At 72.2% G+C, this 18,425-nt stretch carries 19 protein-coding genes; 6 read left to right on the forward strand and 13 right to left on the reverse strand.

Going from position 1 to position 18,425, the window contains the following annotated elements; genetic code table 11:
- Nucleotides 1–40: 40 nt before the first annotated feature.
- From tilS to dacB, 3 genes are all read right to left on the reverse strand, one after another.
- Nucleotides 41–1,120 (reverse strand): tRNA lysidine(34) synthetase TilS, encoded by a 1,080-nt coding sequence (gene tilS, locus C1708_RS14870; RefSeq protein ID WP_106413133.1) that lies wholly within the window; start codon nucleotides 1,118–1,120, stop codon nucleotides 41–43.
- 195 nt (nucleotides 1,121–1,315) lie between these two features.
- Nucleotides 1,316–2,416 carry an Rv3626c family coenzyme F420 biosynthesis-associated protein gene (locus tag C1708_RS14875; protein WP_198602720.1) on the reverse strand — a complete coding sequence of 367 codons (1,101 nt, stop codon included), beginning with the start codon at nucleotides 2,414–2,416 and terminating at the stop codon, nucleotides 1,316–1,318.
- Nucleotides 2,417–2,592: 176 nt separating this feature from the next.
- Nucleotides 2,593–4,191, reverse strand: coding sequence for a D-alanyl-D-alanine carboxypeptidase/D-alanyl-D-alanine endopeptidase (gene dacB, locus C1708_RS14880; RefSeq protein ID WP_198602503.1), 1,599 nt, complete (start codon nucleotides 4,189–4,191; stop codon nucleotides 2,593–2,595).
- Nucleotides 4,192–4,270: 79 nt separating this feature from the next.
- Between dacB and C1708_RS14885 the strand changes: the two genes are divergently transcribed.
- Both C1708_RS14885 and C1708_RS14890 read left to right on the forward strand, forming a co-directional pair.
- Nucleotides 4,271–4,762 carry an inorganic diphosphatase gene (locus tag C1708_RS14885; protein ID WP_006132604.1) on the forward strand — a complete coding sequence of 164 codons (492 nt, stop codon included), beginning with the start codon at nucleotides 4,271–4,273 and terminating at the stop codon, nucleotides 4,760–4,762.
- Between the two features lie 131 nt (nucleotides 4,763–4,893).
- Nucleotides 4,894–6,588, forward strand: a complete 1,695-nt coding sequence (locus C1708_RS14890; protein ID WP_106413136.1) for a threonine/serine exporter family protein — start codon at nucleotides 4,894–4,896, stop codon at nucleotides 6,586–6,588.
- 29 nt (nucleotides 6,589–6,617) lie between these two features.
- Here the strand turns inward: C1708_RS14890 and C1708_RS14895 are convergent, their stop codons facing one another.
- Both C1708_RS14895 and C1708_RS14900 read right to left on the reverse strand, forming a co-directional pair.
- Nucleotides 6,618–7,496 (reverse strand): DedA family protein, encoded by an 879-nt coding sequence (locus C1708_RS14895; protein WP_106413137.1) that lies wholly within the window; start codon nucleotides 7,494–7,496, stop codon nucleotides 6,618–6,620.
- Nucleotides 7,497–7,699: 203 nt separating this feature from the next.
- Complete coding sequence (locus C1708_RS14900; protein ID WP_106413138.1) at nucleotides 7,700–8,461, reverse strand: MerR family transcriptional regulator; 762 nt, start codon at nucleotides 8,459–8,461, stop codon at nucleotides 7,700–7,702.
- Nucleotides 8,462–8,779: 318 nt separating this feature from the next.
- Between C1708_RS14900 and gad the strand changes: the two genes are divergently transcribed.
- Nucleotides 8,780–10,189, forward strand: a complete 1,410-nt coding sequence (gene gad / locus C1708_RS14905) for a glutamate decarboxylase (protein WP_106413139.1) — start codon at nucleotides 8,780–8,782, stop codon at nucleotides 10,187–10,189.
- Between the two features lie 9 nt (nucleotides 10,190–10,198).
- Here the strand turns inward: gad and C1708_RS14910 are convergent, their stop codons facing one another.
- Together C1708_RS14910 and C1708_RS14915 are read right to left on the reverse strand one after the other, a co-directional pair.
- Nucleotides 10,199–10,420 (reverse strand): DUF397 domain-containing protein, encoded by a 222-nt coding sequence (locus C1708_RS14910; RefSeq protein WP_106413140.1) that lies wholly within the window; start codon nucleotides 10,418–10,420, stop codon nucleotides 10,199–10,201.
- Nucleotides 10,413–11,207 carry a helix-turn-helix domain-containing protein gene (locus C1708_RS14915; protein ID WP_106413141.1) on the reverse strand — a complete coding sequence of 265 codons (795 nt, stop codon included), beginning with the start codon at nucleotides 11,205–11,207 and terminating at the stop codon, nucleotides 10,413–10,415. The genes C1708_RS14910 and C1708_RS14915 overlap by 8 nt, the downstream gene beginning before the upstream one ends.
- 120 nt (nucleotides 11,208–11,327) lie before the next feature.
- Between C1708_RS14915 and C1708_RS14920 the strand changes: the two genes are divergently transcribed.
- Together C1708_RS14920 and C1708_RS14925 are read left to right on the forward strand one after the other, a co-directional pair.
- Nucleotides 11,328–11,639, forward strand: coding sequence for a hypothetical protein (locus C1708_RS14920; RefSeq protein WP_106413142.1), 312 nt, complete (start codon nucleotides 11,328–11,330; stop codon nucleotides 11,637–11,639).
- The gene (locus tag C1708_RS14925; RefSeq protein WP_106413143.1) at nucleotides 11,636–11,947 is read left to right on the forward strand and encodes a hypothetical protein; all 312 of its coding nucleotides are present in this window, start codon (nucleotides 11,636–11,638) and stop codon (nucleotides 11,945–11,947) included. Before C1708_RS14920 ends, C1708_RS14925 begins: the two co-directional genes overlap by 4 nt.
- Here C1708_RS14925 and C1708_RS14930 read toward each other — a convergent pair.
- The 5 genes from C1708_RS14930 to C1708_RS14950 form a co-directional block, all read right to left on the reverse strand.
- Nucleotides 11,937–12,665, reverse strand: coding sequence for an ABC transporter permease (locus tag C1708_RS14930; RefSeq protein WP_106416309.1), 729 nt, complete (start codon nucleotides 12,663–12,665; stop codon nucleotides 11,937–11,939). The genes C1708_RS14925 and C1708_RS14930 overlap by 11 nt on opposite strands.
- Before the next feature lie 35 nt (nucleotides 12,666–12,700).
- Nucleotides 12,701–13,672, reverse strand: coding sequence for an ATP-binding cassette domain-containing protein (locus C1708_RS14935; protein ID WP_106413144.1), 972 nt, complete (start codon nucleotides 13,670–13,672; stop codon nucleotides 12,701–12,703).
- A 75-nt stretch (nucleotides 13,673–13,747) separates the two neighbouring features.
- Nucleotides 13,748–14,389, reverse strand: a complete 642-nt coding sequence (locus C1708_RS14940) for a PadR family transcriptional regulator (RefSeq protein WP_106413145.1) — start codon at nucleotides 14,387–14,389, stop codon at nucleotides 13,748–13,750.
- Nucleotides 14,390–14,453: 64 nt separating this feature from the next.
- Nucleotides 14,454–15,914: an aldehyde dehydrogenase family protein gene (locus C1708_RS14945; RefSeq protein WP_106413146.1), complete on the reverse strand. Its 1,461-nt coding sequence runs from the start codon at nucleotides 15,912–15,914 to the stop codon at nucleotides 14,454–14,456.
- Nucleotides 15,915–16,035: 121 nt separating this feature from the next.
- The gene (locus C1708_RS14950; RefSeq protein WP_502696120.1) at nucleotides 16,036–16,872 is read right to left on the reverse strand and encodes a Sco1979 family transcriptional regulator; all 837 of its coding nucleotides are present in this window, start codon (nucleotides 16,870–16,872) and stop codon (nucleotides 16,036–16,038) included.
- 374 nt (nucleotides 16,873–17,246) lie between these two features.
- On the opposite strand from C1708_RS14950, the gene C1708_RS14955 reads away from it, so the two are divergent.
- Nucleotides 17,247–17,732, forward strand: coding sequence for an ATP-binding protein (locus tag C1708_RS14955; protein ID WP_106413147.1), 486 nt, complete (start codon nucleotides 17,247–17,249; stop codon nucleotides 17,730–17,732).
- 106 nt (nucleotides 17,733–17,838) lie between these two features.
- Here the strand turns inward: C1708_RS14955 and C1708_RS14960 are convergent, their stop codons facing one another.
- Nucleotides 17,839–18,123 (reverse strand): DUF397 domain-containing protein, encoded by a 285-nt coding sequence (locus C1708_RS14960; RefSeq protein WP_033274906.1) that lies wholly within the window; start codon nucleotides 18,121–18,123, stop codon nucleotides 17,839–17,841.
- Nucleotides 18,124–18,425 lie beyond the last annotated feature (302 nt).

An 18,425-nucleotide genomic window follows, 5' to 3' on the forward strand; every position in this document is an offset into this window, starting at 1 on the left:
GGTCCGCCCCGCGACTCGTACGGGTCGGTGGGGTCCGGAATCAGCCCTGCCGAATCACCAGTCTGCCACCCTGCCGGCGGGCGACGACCCGGCCGGGGAGATTGATGGCCCCCTGACCGCGCCAGCCGGTGATCAGCCGGTCGACCTCCTCGATGTGGCGGGCGAACAGCGACCCGGCCGGGGCGCCGGCCTCGATGGCGGCCCGGCGCAGCACCCGGCGGCGCACGGCGGGCGGCAGGTCGTGCAGGGCGGCGCACTCCAGGCGGCCGTCGGCGTCGCGGACGCCGGCCGCGGCCTTCCCGGCCCAGGCGTCGAGGGCGTCGGCGTCGTCACGGGAGAGCTGGGCCGTACGGGCGAGGGCCTCGACGACGCCCTTGCCGAGGGCCTTCTCCAGGGCGGGCAGGCCCTCGTGGCGCAGCCGGGAGCGGGTGTAGGCGGGGTCGGCGTTGTGCGGGTCGTCCCAGACGGGCAGGGACTGGACCATGCAGGCCGTGCGGGCGGTCTGCCGGTCGAGCTGGAGGAAGGGGCGCCGGTAACGGCCGTCGGCCCCCGAGACCGCGGCCATGCCGGACAGGGAGCGGATGCCGGAGCCGCGGGCGAGGCCCAGCAGCACGGTCTCGGCCTGGTCGTCACGGGTGTGGCCGAGCAGGACGGCGGCGGCGCGATGGCGCTCGGCGGCGGCGTCGAGAGCGGCGTAGCGGGCGTCCCGGGCGGCGGCCTCGGGGCCGCCCGTCCCTCCTCCCCCGCCACCCCGGTAGGAGGCGCTGTGCGCCACCCGCGTCTCGCGGCCGACGGTGACGGCGACCGACTCGACGGGGTCCAGACCGAGGTCGCGCAGCCGGGCGGCGACCTCGGCGGCGCGCAGGTCGGAGCCCGCCTGGAGGCCGTGGTCGACGGTGACGCCGCCGGCGCGCAGGCCGGCGCGGGGGGCTTCGAAGGCGAGGGCGGAGGCGAGCGCCATGGAGTCGGCGCCGCCGGAGCAGGCCACGAGCACGAGCGGGGAGGAGGACCGCTCGTCGGGCGTGAGGCGGCCGGGCGTCCGGCCGTGTTCGGCGAGGATGTCGTTCAGGACGCGGCGGACCGCCAGGCGTATCGCCGCGACCGCAGGATGGGGACCCATGTCCGGTTCCCTTCGATGATGTTCCGGGGGGGGTTGAGCCCGAGGGACGGTCACGCAGAGTGTGTAGATGGTGACAGAACCGGGCCGTTCCCCGAGCATCGCACGCCTGCCGGGGACTCACGGTCCCTCGGACGGGTGATTGGCGGGGCGTCCGTCTGCCGTCGCCGGACGTCCTGTGCGACGGGGGCGCGGTGGTCACGCCTCCGGTTTGCGGTGCACCCGGGTGATCCAGTCCGCCGGTTTGCCGATCTCCGCCTTGGTGGGGAGCGTGTTGGGCGAGGTCCACACCCGGTTGAAGCCCTCCATGCCGACCTCGTCCACGACCGCGCGGACGAAGCGCTCGCCGTCGCGGTACTGGCGGAGCTTGGCGTCCAGGCCGAGCAGCTTGCGCAGCGCCATGTCCAGCCGGGAGGCGCCCTGGGCGCGGCGCTGCTGGAACTTCTCGCGGATCTCGGCGACGCTCGGCACGACCTCGGGCCCCACGCCGTCCATGACGTAGTCGGCGTGGCCCTCCAGCAGCGACATCACGGCGGTGAGCCGGCCGAGGATCTCGCGCTGGGCGGGGGTCTGCACGATCTCCACGAGGGAGCGCCCGTCGTCGCCCTCCTCGCCCTCGGGACGCCCGCCGACCAGTGACTGCGCGGCCTCGCGCACCCGCTCCAGCACGGTCATGGGGTCGACGTCGGTCTCGCTCAGGAACGCCTGGATCTCGCCCTCCAGGTGGTCCCGCAGCCAGGGCACGGCGGTGAACTGGGTGCGGTGGGTCTCCTCGTGGAGCGTCACCCACAGGCGGAAGTCGTGCGGCTCCACGTCGAGTTCGCGCTCGACGTGGACGATGTTGGGGGCGACGAGGAGCAGCCGTCCGCCGCCGCCCGCGCCGGCCGGGAGGTCCCGGGTCGCGGGGGCGAAGGTCTCGTACTGGCCGAGGACGCGGGAGGCGAGGAAGGACAGCAGCACGCCCAGCTCCACGCCGGTGACCTTGCCGCCGACCGCGCCCATGACCAGGGTGCCGGGGCTCGTGCCGCGCCGTTCCTGCATCTTGTCGAGCAGGGGTTTGAGCAGTTCGCGGAAGCCGGCGACGTTGGCCCTCACCCAGCCGGGGCGGTCCACCACGAGGAGGGGCGTGTCATGGGTCTCGGGCGTGCCGAGACCGGTGAAACCGCGGACGTGTTCCTCCGCGGACCGCGCGTGGCGGCGGAGCTCCGCGACGACGGCACGGGCCTCGTCCCGGCTCACGTCTGGGCCCGGCCGCATGAGCCTGGTCGCGGTCGCGACCGCGAGGTTCCAGTCGACCATGCCGGATGAGGCGGCGCCACCGATGCTCGTCATGTGTCAACGGTACGTGAGGGGTGGGGAAACGGGCAGATCCTCACAGCCCGCGGCTGTGCGACGCCCCTCCGGGGGCGCGGGAACTGCGCGGACAGGGGCGTCGTTGTCCCGCGTCCCCGGGAAGCACGGTCTCCGCACGCGCCCTAGGGAGCGCGGCAGCCGCACGTCGCCAAAGCCGACGCGGCCTTGTCCAAGGCCGTCTGGGCCGCGTCCGGGCCCGTCGTGTCGTTGGCGAGGAAGGCGAAGGCCAGAAGGCGGCCGTCGCGGTCGACGACCGTGCCGGCCAGGGTGTTGACACCGGTGAGAGTGCCGGTCTTGGCGCGGACGACGCCGGACGCCCCCTCGGCGTAACGGCCGGAGAGGGTGCCGGTGAAGCCGGCGACGGGCAGGCCGGTGAGGGCGGGGCGGAGCTCCGGGTGGGCGGGGTCGCCGGCCTTGACGAGGAGGGCGGTGAGCAGGTCGGCGGTGAGCCGGCCGTCGCGGTCGAGGCCGCTGCCGTCCTTGATCCGGACGCCCTTCACGGGGAGCCTCAGCTGCTCGAGACGGGCGGTGACCGCCGCCCCCGCGCCGGCGAAGTCGGCCGGCTTGCCGGTGGCCAGGGCGGTGTGCCGGGCGAGCGCCTCGGCGAGGTCGTTGTCGCTGTGGGTCAGCATGCGCTCGACGAGCGAGGCGAGCGGCGGCGAGGAGACCACCCCGAGGGTGGCGGCGCGCGTGGTGGACTTCGACGGGCCGGGCGGCGTGGCCGTGATCCCGTGCTCCTTCAGCAGGTCGCCGAACCGGCGGGCGGCGTCGGCCGCGGGGTCGGCGACGCGCGGGGCGGGCCCGCTGGTGGAGTCGTCGGCGCGGCCCGCGTCGGCCATCAGCGGGGTGACGGCGGCGAGGTTGGGGTTGACCCCGATCGGGTGGGCCGTGCCGCCCTTGTAGAGGGTCGTGTCGTACGACAGCGTCACCTTGCGCACGCCCCGCTTGCCGAGGGCCGCCGCGGTGCGCGCGGCCAGGTCGCGCAGGCTCGCGGACCCCTTGGCGTTCTCGCGGGCGGTGAGCGTGGGGTCGCCGCCGCCGACCAGGACGACCTCCTTCGTGTCGGGTTCGTAGACGGTGCGGGTGGTGAGGCGGTGGTCGGGGCCCAGGGCGGACAGCGCGGCGACCGCGGTGGCGATCTTCGTGGTGGAGGCGGGGGTGAGCGCGTCCCCGGGGTCCGCGCCGTAGAGGCGGCGGCCGGTGGCGGCGTCGGCCACGGCGACGGAGCGGCGGCCCAGCGCCGGGTCCTTCAGCAGCGGGTCGAGGACGGCGGCGAGCGCCTTGCGGGTGGGCGCGGACCGCACGGCGGTGGCGGTGCCGCCGAGGCCGGTGAGCACGGACGGGGCGGGCGGGGCGGCCTGCGGTCCGCGCGGCGGGGTGCCGGCGTGCGCCCGGGCGCCGTCGTGATCTGTGCCACGCGCGGCTTCCACGGCCACGGCCCGGTCCCGCTCGGCCGTACGCTGACCCGAGGAGTCCCAGGGGCCGGCGGCGGTCGCCACTCCCGCGGCCAGCGCCAGACCGGCGGTGGCGGCGGTCGCGGTGTACCACCCGGTTCCGGGCCGTGCGACCCGTGGGGCCTGCGGTGATCCCGGCCGGCGCCACCGGGTGAGCCACGGCCCGGTGGCCGCGGCGACCCGTGCCAGACGCGGTCGGACGGCGGCCGCGATCCGCACGACGTGCGGTCCCGCGGCCCGCCAAGGCCTCAGCTCCGGCACGACCACCAGCCCCTTTCGCGATCACACATCTGCGTGAGGGACACTTAACCACCAGAACTATGTGCTGATCATGGAGGAGCGTCCGGTGGAGTTCGACGTCACGATCGAGATCCCGAAGGGTTCGCGGAACAAGTACGAGGTGGACCACGAGACGGGTCGGATCCGGCTGGACCGTCGGCTCTTCACCTCGACCGCCTACCCGACCGACTACGGCTTCGTCGAGAACACCCTCGGCGAGGACGGCGACCCGCTGGACGCGCTGGTCATCCTGGACGAGCCGACGTTCCCGGGCTGCCTCATCCGCTGCCGCGCCATCGGCATGTTCCGCATGACCGACGAGGCCGGCGGCGACGACAAGCTGCTGTGCGTCCCGTCGACGGACCCGCGCGTGGAGCACCTGCGCGACATCCACCACGTGTCGGAGTTCGACCGCCTGGAGATCCAGCACTTCTTCGAGGTCTACAAGGACCTGGAGCCGGGCAAGTCGGTCGAGGGCGCCAACTGGGTCGGCCGGGTCGACGCCGAGGCCGAGATCGAGCGGTCCTACAAGCGCTTCAAGGAGCAGGGCGGCCACTGAGCCCTCTCACCGCGAGACGCGACGACGGGCCGCACGCGCAGGCGTGCGGCCCGTCGTCGCTCTGCGTGCGCATACTGACGTGGCAGGGGGAAGACTGAGGGACGGTGTCGTCAGCAGGGAGAGAAAGGCACGTGAGGGACGCGGAGGACCGCAAGCCGCAGTCGGACGAGGCGAGGAACGCCTTCGCACCCCCTTCCGGTGCGGTGGCGCAGGCCGACAGCGAGTCGTCGACGACGTCCGAGTTCGCCCTCCCCGACGGACTCGCCGTGCCGAAGCCCGGACCGGAGTCCGAGACCACCTCGGAATTCGCTGTTCCGGACGGTCTGGACGTCGCCCCGCCCCCGCCGGCCGAGCCGGAGGGTTCGGCGTTCAGCACGCCGAGGACGTACAGCGCCCGGCAGGCCGTCTCCTTCACCCCGCCGGCCGGCGTCCCGCTGATCCGGCTGACCAAGGACGTGCCCTGGCAGGACCGGATGCGCACGATGCTGCGCATGCCGGTGACCGAGCGGCCCGCCCCGGAGCCGGTGCACCGGCACGACGAGTCCGGCCCGGCCGTGCCGCGCGTGCTGGACCTGAGCCTGCGGATCGGGGAGCTGCTGCTGGCCGGCGGTGAGGGCGCCGAGGACGTGGAGGCGGCGATGTTCGCCGTGTGCCGCTCCTACGGCCTGGACCGCTGCGAGCCCAACGTCACCTTCACGCTGCTGGCGGTCTCCTACCAGCCGTCCCTGGTCGACGACCCGGTGACCGCCTCCCGCACGGTGCGCCGCCGCAGCCCCGACTACACCCGGCTGGCGGCCGTCTACCAGCTCGTGGACGACCTCAGCGACGACGAGACCCACGTGTCCCTGGAGGAGGCGTACCGGCGGCTGGCGGAGATCCGCCGCAACCGGCACCCCTACCCGGGCTGGGCTCTGACGGCCGCCAGCGGGCTGCTCGCCGGCTCCGCGTCGGTGCTGGTCGGCGGTCAGCTGCTGGTGTTCGTCGCGGCGGCCGTCGGCGCCATGCTCGGCGACCGGCTGGCCTGGCTGTGCGCCGGGCGCGGGCTGCCGGAGTTCTACCAGTTCACGGTGGCGGCCATGCCGCCGGCCGCGATCGGGGTGGCGCTGACCCTGGCGCACGCGGACGTGAAGGCGTCCGCGGTGATCACCGGTGGACTCTTCGCGCTGCTGCCCGGACGGGCGCTGGTGGCGGGCGTGCAGGACGGTCTGACCGGCTTCTACATCACGGCGTCCGCGCGTCTGCTGGAGGTGCTGTACTTCTTCGTCGGCATCGTCATCGGCGTGCTGACGGTGCTGTACTTCGGCGTGCAGCTCGGCGCCAAGCTGGTCCCGGACGCGGCGCTCGTCGCGGATCCGCAGCCGGTGCTGCAGATCGCGGCGGCGCTCGGGCTGTCGTTCGCCTTCGCGGTGCTGCTCCAGCAGGAGCGGTCCACGGTGCTGACCGTGACGCTGAACGGCGGGGTCGCCTGGGTGGTGTTCGGGGCCATGCACTACACGGGCGGCATCTCGCCGGTGGCGGCCACGGCGGTGGCGGCCGGTGTGGTCGGCCTGTTCGGGCAGCTGCTGGCCCGCTACCGGTTCGCGTCCGCGCTGCCGTACACCACGGCCGCGATCGGGCCGCTGCTGCCCGGTTCCGCCACGTACTTCGGTCTGCTGGGCATCGCGCAGAACGAGGTGAACCGGGGTCTGACGTCGCTCACCAAGGCCGTGGCGCTGGCGATGGCCATCGCGATCGGGGTGAACCTCGGTTCGGAGATCTCCCGGCTGTTCCTGCGGATCGGCTCCGCGGAGAAGCGCCGGGCGGCGAAGCGGACGCGGGGCTTCTAGCCCGGTCGCGCCCGCCGCCCGGCGGGGGCTCAGTAGCCGCCGTTGTACGGCTGCTGCTGGTCGTAGCGCTGGTCGTTGCCGTACGGCTGCCGGTTCGGCTGCTGCTGGTAGCCGTTCGCGCCGCCGCCGTACGGCTGCTGCTGCGGGTAGCCGCCCTGGTTGCCGTAGTGCTGCGGAGCGGGCTGCTGGGGGGCGGCGGCCGGGGTGATGCGGCGCAGCTGGGTGGTGGCGTCGTCCATGACCGGCGACTGCGGGTACGGCGCGGCGGCCGGGACCTCGGCGGCGGCGCGCTTCTTCTTGCCGCGCTCGCGCAGGTACTCGACGATGATCGGCACCACGGAGAGGAAGACGATCAGGATGAGGATCGTCTCGACGTTGTTCTTGATGAACGGGATCTGGCCGAGCCAGTAGCCGGCGACGGTGACGCCCGTGCCCCAGACGATGCCGCCGATGACGTTGTACGTGAAGAACGTGCGGTACTTCATCCGGCCGGCGCCGGCCACGATGGGCGCGAAGGTCCGCACGATGGGGACGAAGCGTGCCAGGACGATCGCCTTGGGCCCGTACTTCTCCATGAATTCGTGGGCCTTCTCCAGGTTCTCCTGCTTGAAGAGCTTGGAGTTGGGCCGGTTGAACAGCCGGGGCCCGAAGAACTTGCCGATCATGTAGCCGACCTGGTCGCCGATCACGGCGGCGAGCACGATCAGCGTGCAGACCAGCCACAGCGGCTGGGTGATGTAGGTGCCCTCGGCCACGAAGAGTCCCGCCGTGAACAGCAGGGAGTCGCCGGGCAGGAACGCGAAGAGTCCGGATTCCGCGAAGACGATCAGCAGGATGCCGGGGAGACTGAAGGTCTCGATGAGGTAGTCCGGGCTCAGCCACTCGGGGCCGAGCGCAAGCGTGGTCACGGGGATGTGGCTCCTGCAGCTGGGGGTCAAGGGCGGGGCTGGCTGCCCAAATTATGAACGCAGCCGTCGAAGCCCAGGTTCCGCGGGGGTACCCAGGATGCACTGTGCCCCGTCCCGGAGGAAGCCGCGAGCCGGCGCCGTGCGGGGGATCACCACCGGTCGTGGCCCGGCCCGGCCGACGCGGCGGCCGGGCCACGACCGCCTCAGGCGGTGTGCCGTGCGGCGTTGGCGAGGATCGCGTCCCGCATGTACACGGCCAGACCGGGCTTCGCCTGGTCGATGTTGCGGGTGAACCGCTCGTCGTCGACGTACATCGCCCCCAGGCAGGTGTGCATCTCGTATCCGCAGTCGTAGTGGTGGCGCGAGATGCCCCGGCGGTGGTCCTCGGCGACGTCCATCGCCGCCTCGGAGTCCGCCGGCTCGCCCGCCTCCATCAGGGCGACGAACCGCCGGGTGAGCTCGTCGGCCTCGCGCTGGATCCGCTGCCAGTCCTCCTTGGTGTAGGAGGCCGCCTTCTGCTGCGACTGACGGTAGGCCTCGGTGTTCCCCCAGCGCTCCTGGACCTCCTCCTGGTGCTCGTCGGGGTCGAAGTCGCCGAAGACCTCGAACTTCTCCTCGGGCGTCAGGTTGATCCCCATCGTGCGTGCCTCCATGGCCTGTTCCACGGCCTCCGCCATCTTCTGCAGCCTCTCGATCCGGGCGGTCAGCAGTTCGTGCTGGCGGCGCAGGTGCGCGCGCGGGTCCGCGTCCGGGTCGTCGAGCAGGGCGGCGACCTCCTCGAGGGGGAAGCCGAGCTCGCGGTAGAACAGGATCTGCTGCAGCCGGTCGAGGTCGGCGTCGCTGTACCGCCGGTGCCCCGCGTGACTGCGTTCGCTCGGCACGAGCAGGCCGATGGCGTCGTAGTGGTGCAGGGTGCGCACCGTGACCCCGGCGAAACCGGCCACCTGTCCCACGGAGTAGCTCACTTCCGCTCCTTTCCCTTCCGCGCTCCAGCCTGGGACCTCACGCCACGTGAGGTGCAAGCCGGTTCCCGGTTTATCCGTTTCGCCCCTTTATCGTGTGCGCGTGGCCCAGGACAGCACGCAGCCGGCGCCCGGCGCCGCCCCGGCGGCCCCGGCCCGCGCCCTTCCGCCGGCCCTCGCGCCCGCGCCGCCACCCTCCCCGCCCGGCCGCTCGTCACCGGACGCCCGCACATGCGGTTGCGGGCGGACGGGACGGCCGCCAGGCGACCCCGCTCCCCCGACGGCCCCGCCCCGGGCCGTCCGATCCCGTACGGAGGACCCATGCCCCTGCACCCCGGCCGGCCGGCCGGCGAGCGCCCGATGTCCGTCAACCCCGTCCTGGGGCCCGCGAACCCGGTCGGGGGGATGACCGAGGCGCCCCCGAAGCACCGGCTGCCCGACGGCCCCATGGCCCCGTCGACGGCGTACCGGCTGGTGCACGACGAGCTGATGCTGGACGGCAACGCGCGGCTGAACCTGGCCACCTTCGTCACCACCTGGATGGAGCCCGAGGCCGGGCTGCTGATGGCGGAGTGCCGCGACAAGAACATGATCGACAAGGACGAGTACCCGCGCACCGCCGAGTTGGAGCGCCGCTGCGTGGCGATGCTCGCCGACCTGTGGCACGCACCCGACCCGGCACGCGCCGTGGGGTGCTCGACCACCGGGTCCAGCGAGGCGTGCATGCTGGCCGGCCTGGCGCTGAAGCGGCGCTGGGCGCTGCGCAACGCCGCCCGTTACCCCTCGCGGGAGGCCCGCCCCAACCTGGTGATGGGCGTCAACGTGCAGGTCTGCTGGGAGAAGTTCTGCGCCTACTGGGAGGTGGAGCCCCGCCAGGTGCCCATGGAGGGCGACCGGTTCCACCTCGACCCGGCGGCCGCGGCCGAGCTGTGCGACGAGAACACCATCGGGGTCGTCGGCATCCTCGGCTCCACCTTCGACGGGTCCTACGAGCCGGTCGCCGAGCTGTGCGCCGCCCTGGACGACCTCCAGGAACGCACCGGCCTGGACGTCCCCGTGCACGTCGACGGGGCGTCGGGGGCGATGGTCGCGCCGTTCCTCGACGAGGACCTGGTGTGGGACTTCCGGCTGCCGCGGGTGGCGTCGGTCAACACCTCCGGGCACAAGTACGGGCTGGTGTACCCGGGGGTGGGCTGGGTGCTGTGGCGGGACGCGGCGGCGCTGCCCGAGGAGCTGGTGTTCCGGGTGAACTACCTGGGCGGCGAGATGCCCACCTTCGCGCTGAACTTCTCCCGGCCGGGCGCCCAGGTGGCGACGCAGTACTACTCCTTCCTGCGGCTGGGCCGGGAGGGCTACCGCGCGGTGCAGCAGGCCGCGCGGGACGTGGCCACGGAACTGTCCGCGCGGATCGAGGCGCTCGGTGACTTCCGGCTGCTCACGCGGGGCGACGAGCTGCCGGTGTTCGCCTTCACCACCGCCCCGGAGGTGACGGCGTTCGACGTGTTCGACGTGGCGCGGCGGCTGCGGGAGACCGGCTGGCTGGTGCCCGCGTACACCTTCCCGGCGAACCGTCAGGACCTGGCGGTGCTGCGGGTGGTGTGCCGCAACGGCTTCTCCGAGGACCTCGCCGAGCTGTTCACGGAGGACCTGACCCGGCTGCTGCCGGAGCTGCGCGACCAGCCGCACCCGCTCACCCGGGACCGGGACGCGGCGACCGGGTTCCACCACTGACGTCCACGGTCAGGAGGGGAGGTCGCCCCTCCTGACCGCCGCGACGAACGCCGACCAGGCGGCCCCCGGAACGATCAGGGCGGGCCCGTGGGGGTTCTTCGAGTCGCGGACGGGAATGCCGTGGCGGTGGCCGTCGAGGACTTCGAGGCAGCTGCCGCCCTGGTCGTTGCTGTAGGAGGACTTGCGCCACCCCTCCAGCCCCGCCGTGCTCGGTATGACTCGGTCAGTCATGGCGTTCGCAGTCCCTTGCTGTCGCCCTGAGCAGAGCCAGGGATTCCTTCAGAGGCAGGGCGTTGCCCAGCGCGAAATCGTAGCGATGCTGAATCTCCTGGACGATGGACGGGGAGTCATGGATCCGCCCCATCCACAGACCCTCACCGTAGGCCACCGGTGGCTGGTCCTCGAACCACATCAGCGTGAGCATATTGCTCAGGAGCGGATGAGTCCCCAGGGCGAACGGCAGGACATGCACCTGGATCCGACCGGTCCCGGCAAGACTCACGAGATGGTTGAGCTGCTCCGCCATGACACCTGGTCCGCCGATGCGGCGCCGCAGCACGGCCTCGTCCAACAGCGCCCACACCACGGGCGTCACCGGATCGTCCAGGATCTTCGCCCGCTCAAGGCGTGTGACAACGAGCCTGTCACATTCCTCTTCACCCACCGGAGGGAACGACGTGCTCAGCACCGCACGCGCGTACCTTTCCGTCTGGAGGATGCCCGGGACGAACGACAGGGCGAACTCCCGGATCATCACCGCCTGTTGTTCGAGCAGCCGGGCCGCCTCGAAGTAGTCGGCGACCGCCGCGTCCTCCTGCGGCAGGAAGCTGCTCAACACATCCCCCGTGCCCAGCGCGCTGTCCAGCCGCCGCGCGTCCTCCCGTGACGGCACCCGGCGCCCCGCCTCGATGTGCGCGATGTGCGTGCGCGTCATGACCGCCGCCTCGGCCAGCTGCTGTTGCGTCAGCCCGGCCGCCTCGCGCTGCTCCTTGAGCCAGTCGCCGTAGGTGGTGCCCACGAGATCAACTCCTCCGTGACACATGCTCTGTCACCCCGAACCCCCTGGCGAGCCTAACGCCGGCCCCCTCACTCTGTAGTCGGATCGCCACAGTCCGCGACATCGATCACGGAGTCACCCATGCCCGGCCTCGTCGCCCGCCTCCTCGCACCGCTGCTCGACCTCGTCGCCCCCGGCACCGGACGACGCCGGCTCGACTCACGGAACGAACGCGTCCTCTCGCCCCCGCCCGTCGAGGGACCCGCCCCACGCCAGTTCGGCGCACGCCCCCTGCGCGGTGAGGACCACGCCCTCGTACGCCCCTACGTCGTCGCGCACGAACTCCGCGAACAGGAGCGGCGCCGACAGGCCCGGCGCCGCTCCCTGCTGATCGCCCCGCGCGGCGTGCACCTGCACCTCATCCCTCCGCACACCCTGGGACTGACCGCATGACACACCACCCCCTCACCCCCGCCCGGCTCCTGCCCTGGACGAGCCCCGAAGGCAAGCCCTGCTACCTCCTGACCGACGGCACCGGGCGCCTCTCCCGGGCCGCCGACATCGCCGAAGCCGTCCAGCTCGACATGGCCGCCGATCTGCTCGCCCACCTCGCCGACCTGCTCGATGACGACACGCCCGTGACCGCCGCCCAGCTCCGCTACCTGCTCGCCCGCACGGGCGAGGCCCTGACCGACGTGTGCCGCATCGCGGAGAGCCGGGGCGCCCGCCTGCGGGCGGACGCCCCCGCCCTCACCGACTGAGCCGCGCGAACCGGCGCACCGCCAGCGGGAGGAACACCGCGAGGAGCGCCAGCGGCCACACGACGGCGGCCCACACGTGCCCCGGTTCGCCGCCGGGGCCGCCGAAGAGGTCGCGTACGGCCGTGGCGGTGTGGGACATCGGGTTCCACCGGACGACCGTGCCCAGCCAGCCGGGCATGGACTCGGGGGCGGCGAAGGCGTTGGACAGGAAGCCGACCGGCCAGACCAGGATCTGCACGGCCTGCACCATCTCCGGCTTGCCCGCCACCAGCGCCAGGTGGATGCCGATCCACAGCATCGCGAACCGGAACAGCAGGAGCAGTCCCACCGCGCCCAGGAACGCGGCCGGGCCGGCGTTCGTGCGCCAGCCGAGCGCGGCGGCCACGCCGAGCAGCACCGCGAGGCCGAGCGCCGACTGGAGCATGTCGGCGGCGGAGCGGCCCACCAGCACCGCGCCGTCGGCCATCGGCAGGGAGCGGAAGCGGTCGACGACCCCCTTGTTCAGGTCCTGGGTGACGGCGATCATCGTGCCCTCCAGGCCGAAGGCCATGGTGAGGACGAGCATGCCGGGCACCAGGAAGCCGAGGTAATCGCCGCTCACGCCCCGGCCGCCGCCGACCAGGTAGCCGAACATCAGCAGCAGCATCACCGGGAAGACCAGGTTGACCACCACCGCCACCGGATGCCGGCCCCAGCGGGCGAGTTCGCGGCGGGTCATGGTCCAGGAGTCGGTCAGGGCGTACGTCACGGTGGTCACGCGGCCTCCTTCATCCGGTCGTCGCCTCCGGTCAGGTGCAGGAACACCTCGTCGAGCGTGGGTCTGCGCAGGGCGATGTCCTCGGCCTCGATGCCGGCGTCCCGCAAGGCGCCGACGACCCCGGCCAGGGCCGCCATGCGGTCGGTGACCGGTGCGCTGAGCAGCCGCCGGTCGGTGTCCACCGTGACCGCGTCCTTCGGTACGGGCAGCAGGGCGACGGCCGCGCCCAGCTGTCCGGCGTCGCGCAGGACGACGTCGATGCGGTCGCCGCCGAGGGCCGCCTTGAGCTCGTCCGCCGTGCCGTCCGCGACGACCCGCCCCGCGTCCACCAGGGAGATACGGTCGGCCAGCTGGTCGGCCTCCTCCAGGTACTGGGTGGTGAGCAGGACCGTCGTGCCGCCGCCGACCAGGGAGCGGACCGACTCCCACACCTCCGCGCGCCCGCGCGGGTCGAGTCCGGTGGTCGGTTCGTCCAGGAAGAGCACCTCCGGTTCGGTGATCAGGGAGGCGGCGAGGTCGAGGCGGCGCCGCATGCCGCCGCTGTACTGCCCGACCGCCTTGTGGCCGGTGCCGGAGAGCTCGAAGCGCTCCAGGAGTTCACCGGCCCGCTCGCGTGCGCGTCGCGCGCCCAGGTGGTGGAGGCGGCCGAACAGTTCCAGGTTCTGCCGGCCGCCGAGTTCCTCGTCGAGCGCCGCGTGCTGGCCGAGCAGGCCGATCCGCAGGCGCACCCGGTACGCCTCGCGCACCACGTCGTGCCCCGCCACCACGACCCGGCCGGAGTCGGGGCGGAGGAGGGTGGACAGGACCCGGACGAGGGTGGTCTTGCCCGCGCCGTTCGGCCCGAGCACCGCGTGGACCGTGCCGCGGGCGACCGTGAGGTCGAGTCCGTCCAGTGCGGCCGTGCCCGCGCCCTTGGCTCCCCGGTACGTCTTGCGTGCTTCCTCCACGGTGATCGCCGCGTCGGACACTGAAGCCCCCTTATTAGTCAAACTTGACTAGCGTCCCGCACCGTAATGCCCGCCCCCGTCACTCGTCAAACTTGATTACTCGGCGTCTCCCGGATGCCGCCGTCCCGTCCCGTAGGGGTTCTCCTCGCCCTCGGCGAGCACGCCGACGAACGGCTCTCCCTCGCCGGCGAAGGTGTAGGCGCCGCCCCGGACGCGTGCGATGAGACCGCGCGTCCACGCGGCGCCGGTGTCCGCCGAGTGGACCCAGAAGTCCATGATCTCGCCGATGTGCCCGAGCCGGCCGGGCCCCTCCTCGGGGATGTAGTACTCCGTGACCGCCTTGCGCCACTCCTCGATCGACGCCAGCCGCCGCTCCAGCAGGGCCAGCGCCTCCTCGCGCTCCAGGTCGACCATCAGGCCGAGCCCGGCCGAGAGCACGTCCGGCTTCTGGTCGTAGGAGGTCAGCGCCTCGCGCAGCAGCCGGAAGTACTCCTCGGTGCCCTGCTCGGTGACCTCGTACTCCGTGCGCGGCGGGCCGCCGGCCGTGGAGGGGGCGGTCTCGTGCGCGCGCAGCAGGCCCTGCTTGGCCATCTGCTTCAGCGCGTGGTAGATCGAGCCGGGCTTGGCGTTGGACCACTCGTGCGCGCCCCAGTACTCCAGGTCGTTGCGCACCTGGTAACCGTGGGCCCGCCCGTGCTGGCGCACCGCGCCGAGCACGAGGAGACGGATCACTGACATGCGGTCCAGCGTAGGCCGGGCGCGGCCGGCGCCGGGAGCGGCCTGCGGGGACGGACCGGGCGGCTCAGAACGGGAAGCCGCTGCGGCCGTGCTGCACCGAGATCCACTTGGTGGTGGTGAAGGCGTCCAGCATGGTGTCGCCGTTGAGCCGGCCCACGCCCGAGTGCTTCTCGCCGCCGAACGGGACGATCGGCTCGTCGTGCACGGTGCCGTCGTTCACGTGGAACATCCCGGTGTCGATCCGCTTGGCGAAGCGCACACCGCGCTCCACGTCCCCGGTGTGCACGGCGCCGCTGAGCCCGTAGGGGGTGTCGTTCACCAGGCGCACCGCCTCCTCCTCGCCGTCGAACGGCACGAGGAAGGCGACGGGGCCGAAGACCTCCTGCCGCAGCAGGGCGGAGTCGGCGGGCAGCCCGGTGACGACGGACGGCTCGACCAGGTTGTTGGTGCGCGCGCCCCGCACCAGGGCGGTGGCGCCCTCGGCGAGGGCCTGGTCGACGACGGCCGTGAGGACGTCCGCCTGCCGGGAGTTGATCACCGGGCCGATGACGGTCTCCGGGTCGCGCGGGTCGCCGGCCTTGAGCGAGCGCACCTTGGCGACGAACTTCTCGGTGAACTCGTCGGCCACCGCGCGGTCGACCAGGACGCGGTTGGCGGCCATGCAGACCTGGCCCTGGTGGACGTACCGGCTGAACACGGCCGCGTCCACGGCGTAGTCGACGTCGGCGTCGTCCAGGACCACCAGCGCGCTGTTGCCGCCCAGTTCCAGCACCGCGCGCTTGAAGCGGGAGGCGCAGACGGTCGCCACGTGCCGGCCGACCTGGTCGGAGCCGGTGAAGGAGATGACCTTCGGTATCGGGTGCTCCAGGAAGGCGTCGCCTATCTCCGCGATGTCGGTGATCACGACGTTGAGCAGACCGGCGGGCAGACCCGCGTCCTCGAAGATCCTCCCGATCAGGGAGCCGCCGACGACCGGCGTGTTCTGGTGCGGCTTGAGCACCACGCCGTTGCCCAGCGCGAGCGCGGGCGCGACGGACTTCAGCGAGAGCAGGAAGGGGAAGTTGAACGGGCTGATCACACCGACCACGCCGACCGGCACGCGGTAGACCCGGTTCTCCTTGCCGTCCGCCGGCGAGGGGATGATCCGCCCCTCGGGGGCCAGCGCCAGGTGCACCGACTCGCGCAGGAACTCCTTGGCGAGGTGCAGTTCGAAGGCCGCCTTCAGGCGGGTGCCGCCCAGCTCGGCGACGATCGCCTCGGCGATCTCCTCCTCGCGCTCCTCGACCAGCCTCAGCGCCTTCTCGAACACCGTGCGGCGGGCGTACGGGTTGGTGGCCGCCCATTCCGTCTGCGCGCGGGCGGCCGCCCGGTACGCCTGGTCGACCTCGTCGACCGTGGCGATGGTGATCGACGCGAGCTTCTCGTCGTCGTACGGGTTGAAGTCGATGATGTCCCAGGAACCGGTGCCCGGACGCCACTCACCGTCGATGTACTGCTGAGCCAGGTCGGTGAAGTACGACGACATGTGATCCCTCGATCCCTTGCTGCGTCAGCAGAAACTGATCAGCACCGTGGTGTGACCGAACGTCATCGTACTTGTGTTTCAAGGGAGTTGAAGAGACTCCTGGGACAGGCCGCGGATGCCCTCAGGACAGTTGCAGCAGCCCCCGCAGGAGGTCGCGGCTCTCCGCGGGACCCGGGCTGTCGTGCTGCAGCTCCTTGAGCGCCTTCTCGTACTGGGCCACGTCCTCGGGCTTGTCCAGGTAGAGCGCGCTGGTGAGCTGCTCCAGGTACACCACGTCCGAGAGGTCGGACTCGGGGAAGCTGAGGATGGTGAACGCGCCGGACTCCCCGGAGTGGCCGCCCATGCTGAACGGCACCACCTGGAGCCGGATGTTGGGCCGCTCGGAGATCTCGATCAGGTGCTGGAGCTGGCCGCGCATCACCGCGCGGTCGCCGTAGGGCCGGCGCAGCGCCGCCTCGTCGAGCACCACGTGGAACTCGGGGGCGTTCTCCGACACCAGGTACTTCTGCCGCTCCAGGCGCAGCGCCACCCGGCGCTCCACGTCGGCGTCGCTCGCGCTCCTCATGCCGCGCCGCACCACCGCGCGGGCGTACTCCTCGGTCTGCAGCAGGCCGTGCACGAACTGCACCTCGTAGGCGCGCAGCAGCGAGGCCGCGCCCTCCAGGCCCACGTAGGTGGGGAACCAGCTGGGCAGGACGTCCGAGTAACTGTGCCACCAGCCCGCCACGTTGGCCTCCTTGGCGAGGGAGACCAGCGAGGCCCGCTCCTGCTCGTCCGTGATGCCGTACAGCGTCAGCAGGTCTTCCACGTCCCTGGTCTTGAAGCTCACCCGGCCCAGTTCCATCCGGCTGATCTTCGATTCGGAGGCGCGGATCGAGTACCCCGCGGCCTCGCGCGTGATCCCCCGCGCCTCACGCAGTCGCCTGAGTTGTGATCCGAGCAGCATGCGCCGCACCACCGATCCCGGCTCTCCCGCGCTCACGTTCGCCAGCCTCCCCAACGTGTTCAGGGCCCGCAGTCTGCCACTAAAACACTCCGAGCAGTACTCGCCCGGTTACGCAAACGGGATTCGACCGCTCGATCCGGTCAGGAAGCCGCACGGAACGGGCACCGCGGTGCGACCAGGGGCAAGAGAACAGCCAGGGAAAGACGCGCGGATGACGGAAAAATTGGCCAACAAACCAGTACGGTGGGTCTGATTTCGGTCAGCTGCACGTGCATCTGCCCTTGCATCTGCTGTGCGCATCCGAAACCATGGGCCCCGCACCACCGCCGCCTCGCTACGACCGCGAATTCCCGGGAGTGCCTCGCATGGGGACGAATGGATCGACCATGCTCGAGCCGTTACGGCAGGGCCTTCCGCCGCTGAACCTCACGGCCGCCTCCGACGCCGCCTCCTGCGCCCTGCACGCCCGCCACGAAGCGGTGTGCGAGGCACGGCGGTTCACCCGCGGCACCCTCGACCAGTGGCACCTGGGCGACCGGTTCGAGGACGTCTGCCTGGTGGTCTCCGAACTCGTCACCAACGCCCTGCGCCACGCGCTGCCGGCGAACGCCCCGCGGCCGGCCGTCCAGGAACCCCCGGTGCGGCTGCACCTGATGCGGTGGACCGACCGACTGGTGTGCGCGGTGCGCGACCCCAGCGACGACGGCCCGGTCACCCGGTGCCCGAAGGACCTGTCCGACGACTGCTCCGCCGAGTCCGGCCGCGGGCTGTTCCTGGTCGACTCGTTCAGCGACGGCTGGGGCTGGCACCCGCTGGCGGGCGCGCTCGGCGGCAAGGTGGTGTGGGCGCTGTTCCGGCTGCCGCAGCCCTGAGCGTGACGCGGCGCCTGCACGCGCACGAGTTCTACGCGCGTCACCGGACGGACCCGTGGTCCTCGGCTCCCGGAACGGGAGGACCGCGGGTCCGGGGCGCGTGCCGTCAGCTCGCGACCAGGTGATCGAACTCGCCGTCCTTCACGCCCAGCAGCATGGCCTCGATCTCCGCGCGGGTGTAGACGAGCGCGGGGCCGTCGGGGAAGCGGGAGTTGCGCACCGCGACCTCCCCGCCCGGCAGCCGGGCGAACTCCACGCAGGATCCCTGCGAGTTGCTGTGCCTGCTCTTCTGCCAGGCCACACCGTCCAGCCGGGTGGCCGCCATGCCGTTGTACACGCCGGACGCGCCGGCACCGTCGTGTCCGTCACCGTCGTACACGTCGTGGTCCACAGGTCGCTCCCCGCTGGTGCACTGGCTGGTCTGGCCATTGATGCTGTGGTCAACTGACCCGGATCATAGCTTTGTTCACGTGCATATGCATGAGCGGATGCACGTGCACGCGGGGTGCCGAGGCGATTACAGCCACCGGCCGTACGGTGCCCGCTCGGCGGGCGCTCCACCGCACCCCGTTTCCTTGGAGACGCACGCGCGGGCGTGTGTGTTCCCTCACGCGCCCTTCCGGCGGGCGGGCGGTGATGCCTTCCGGGCGAGCCGGCGGTCACGTGCGAGGTCGGTCACGCGACCTGGCCGGG

Source organism: Streptomyces sp. DH-12, assembly GCF_002899455.1.
Lineage (GTDB): Bacteria > Actinomycetota > Actinomycetes > Streptomycetales > Streptomycetaceae > Streptomyces.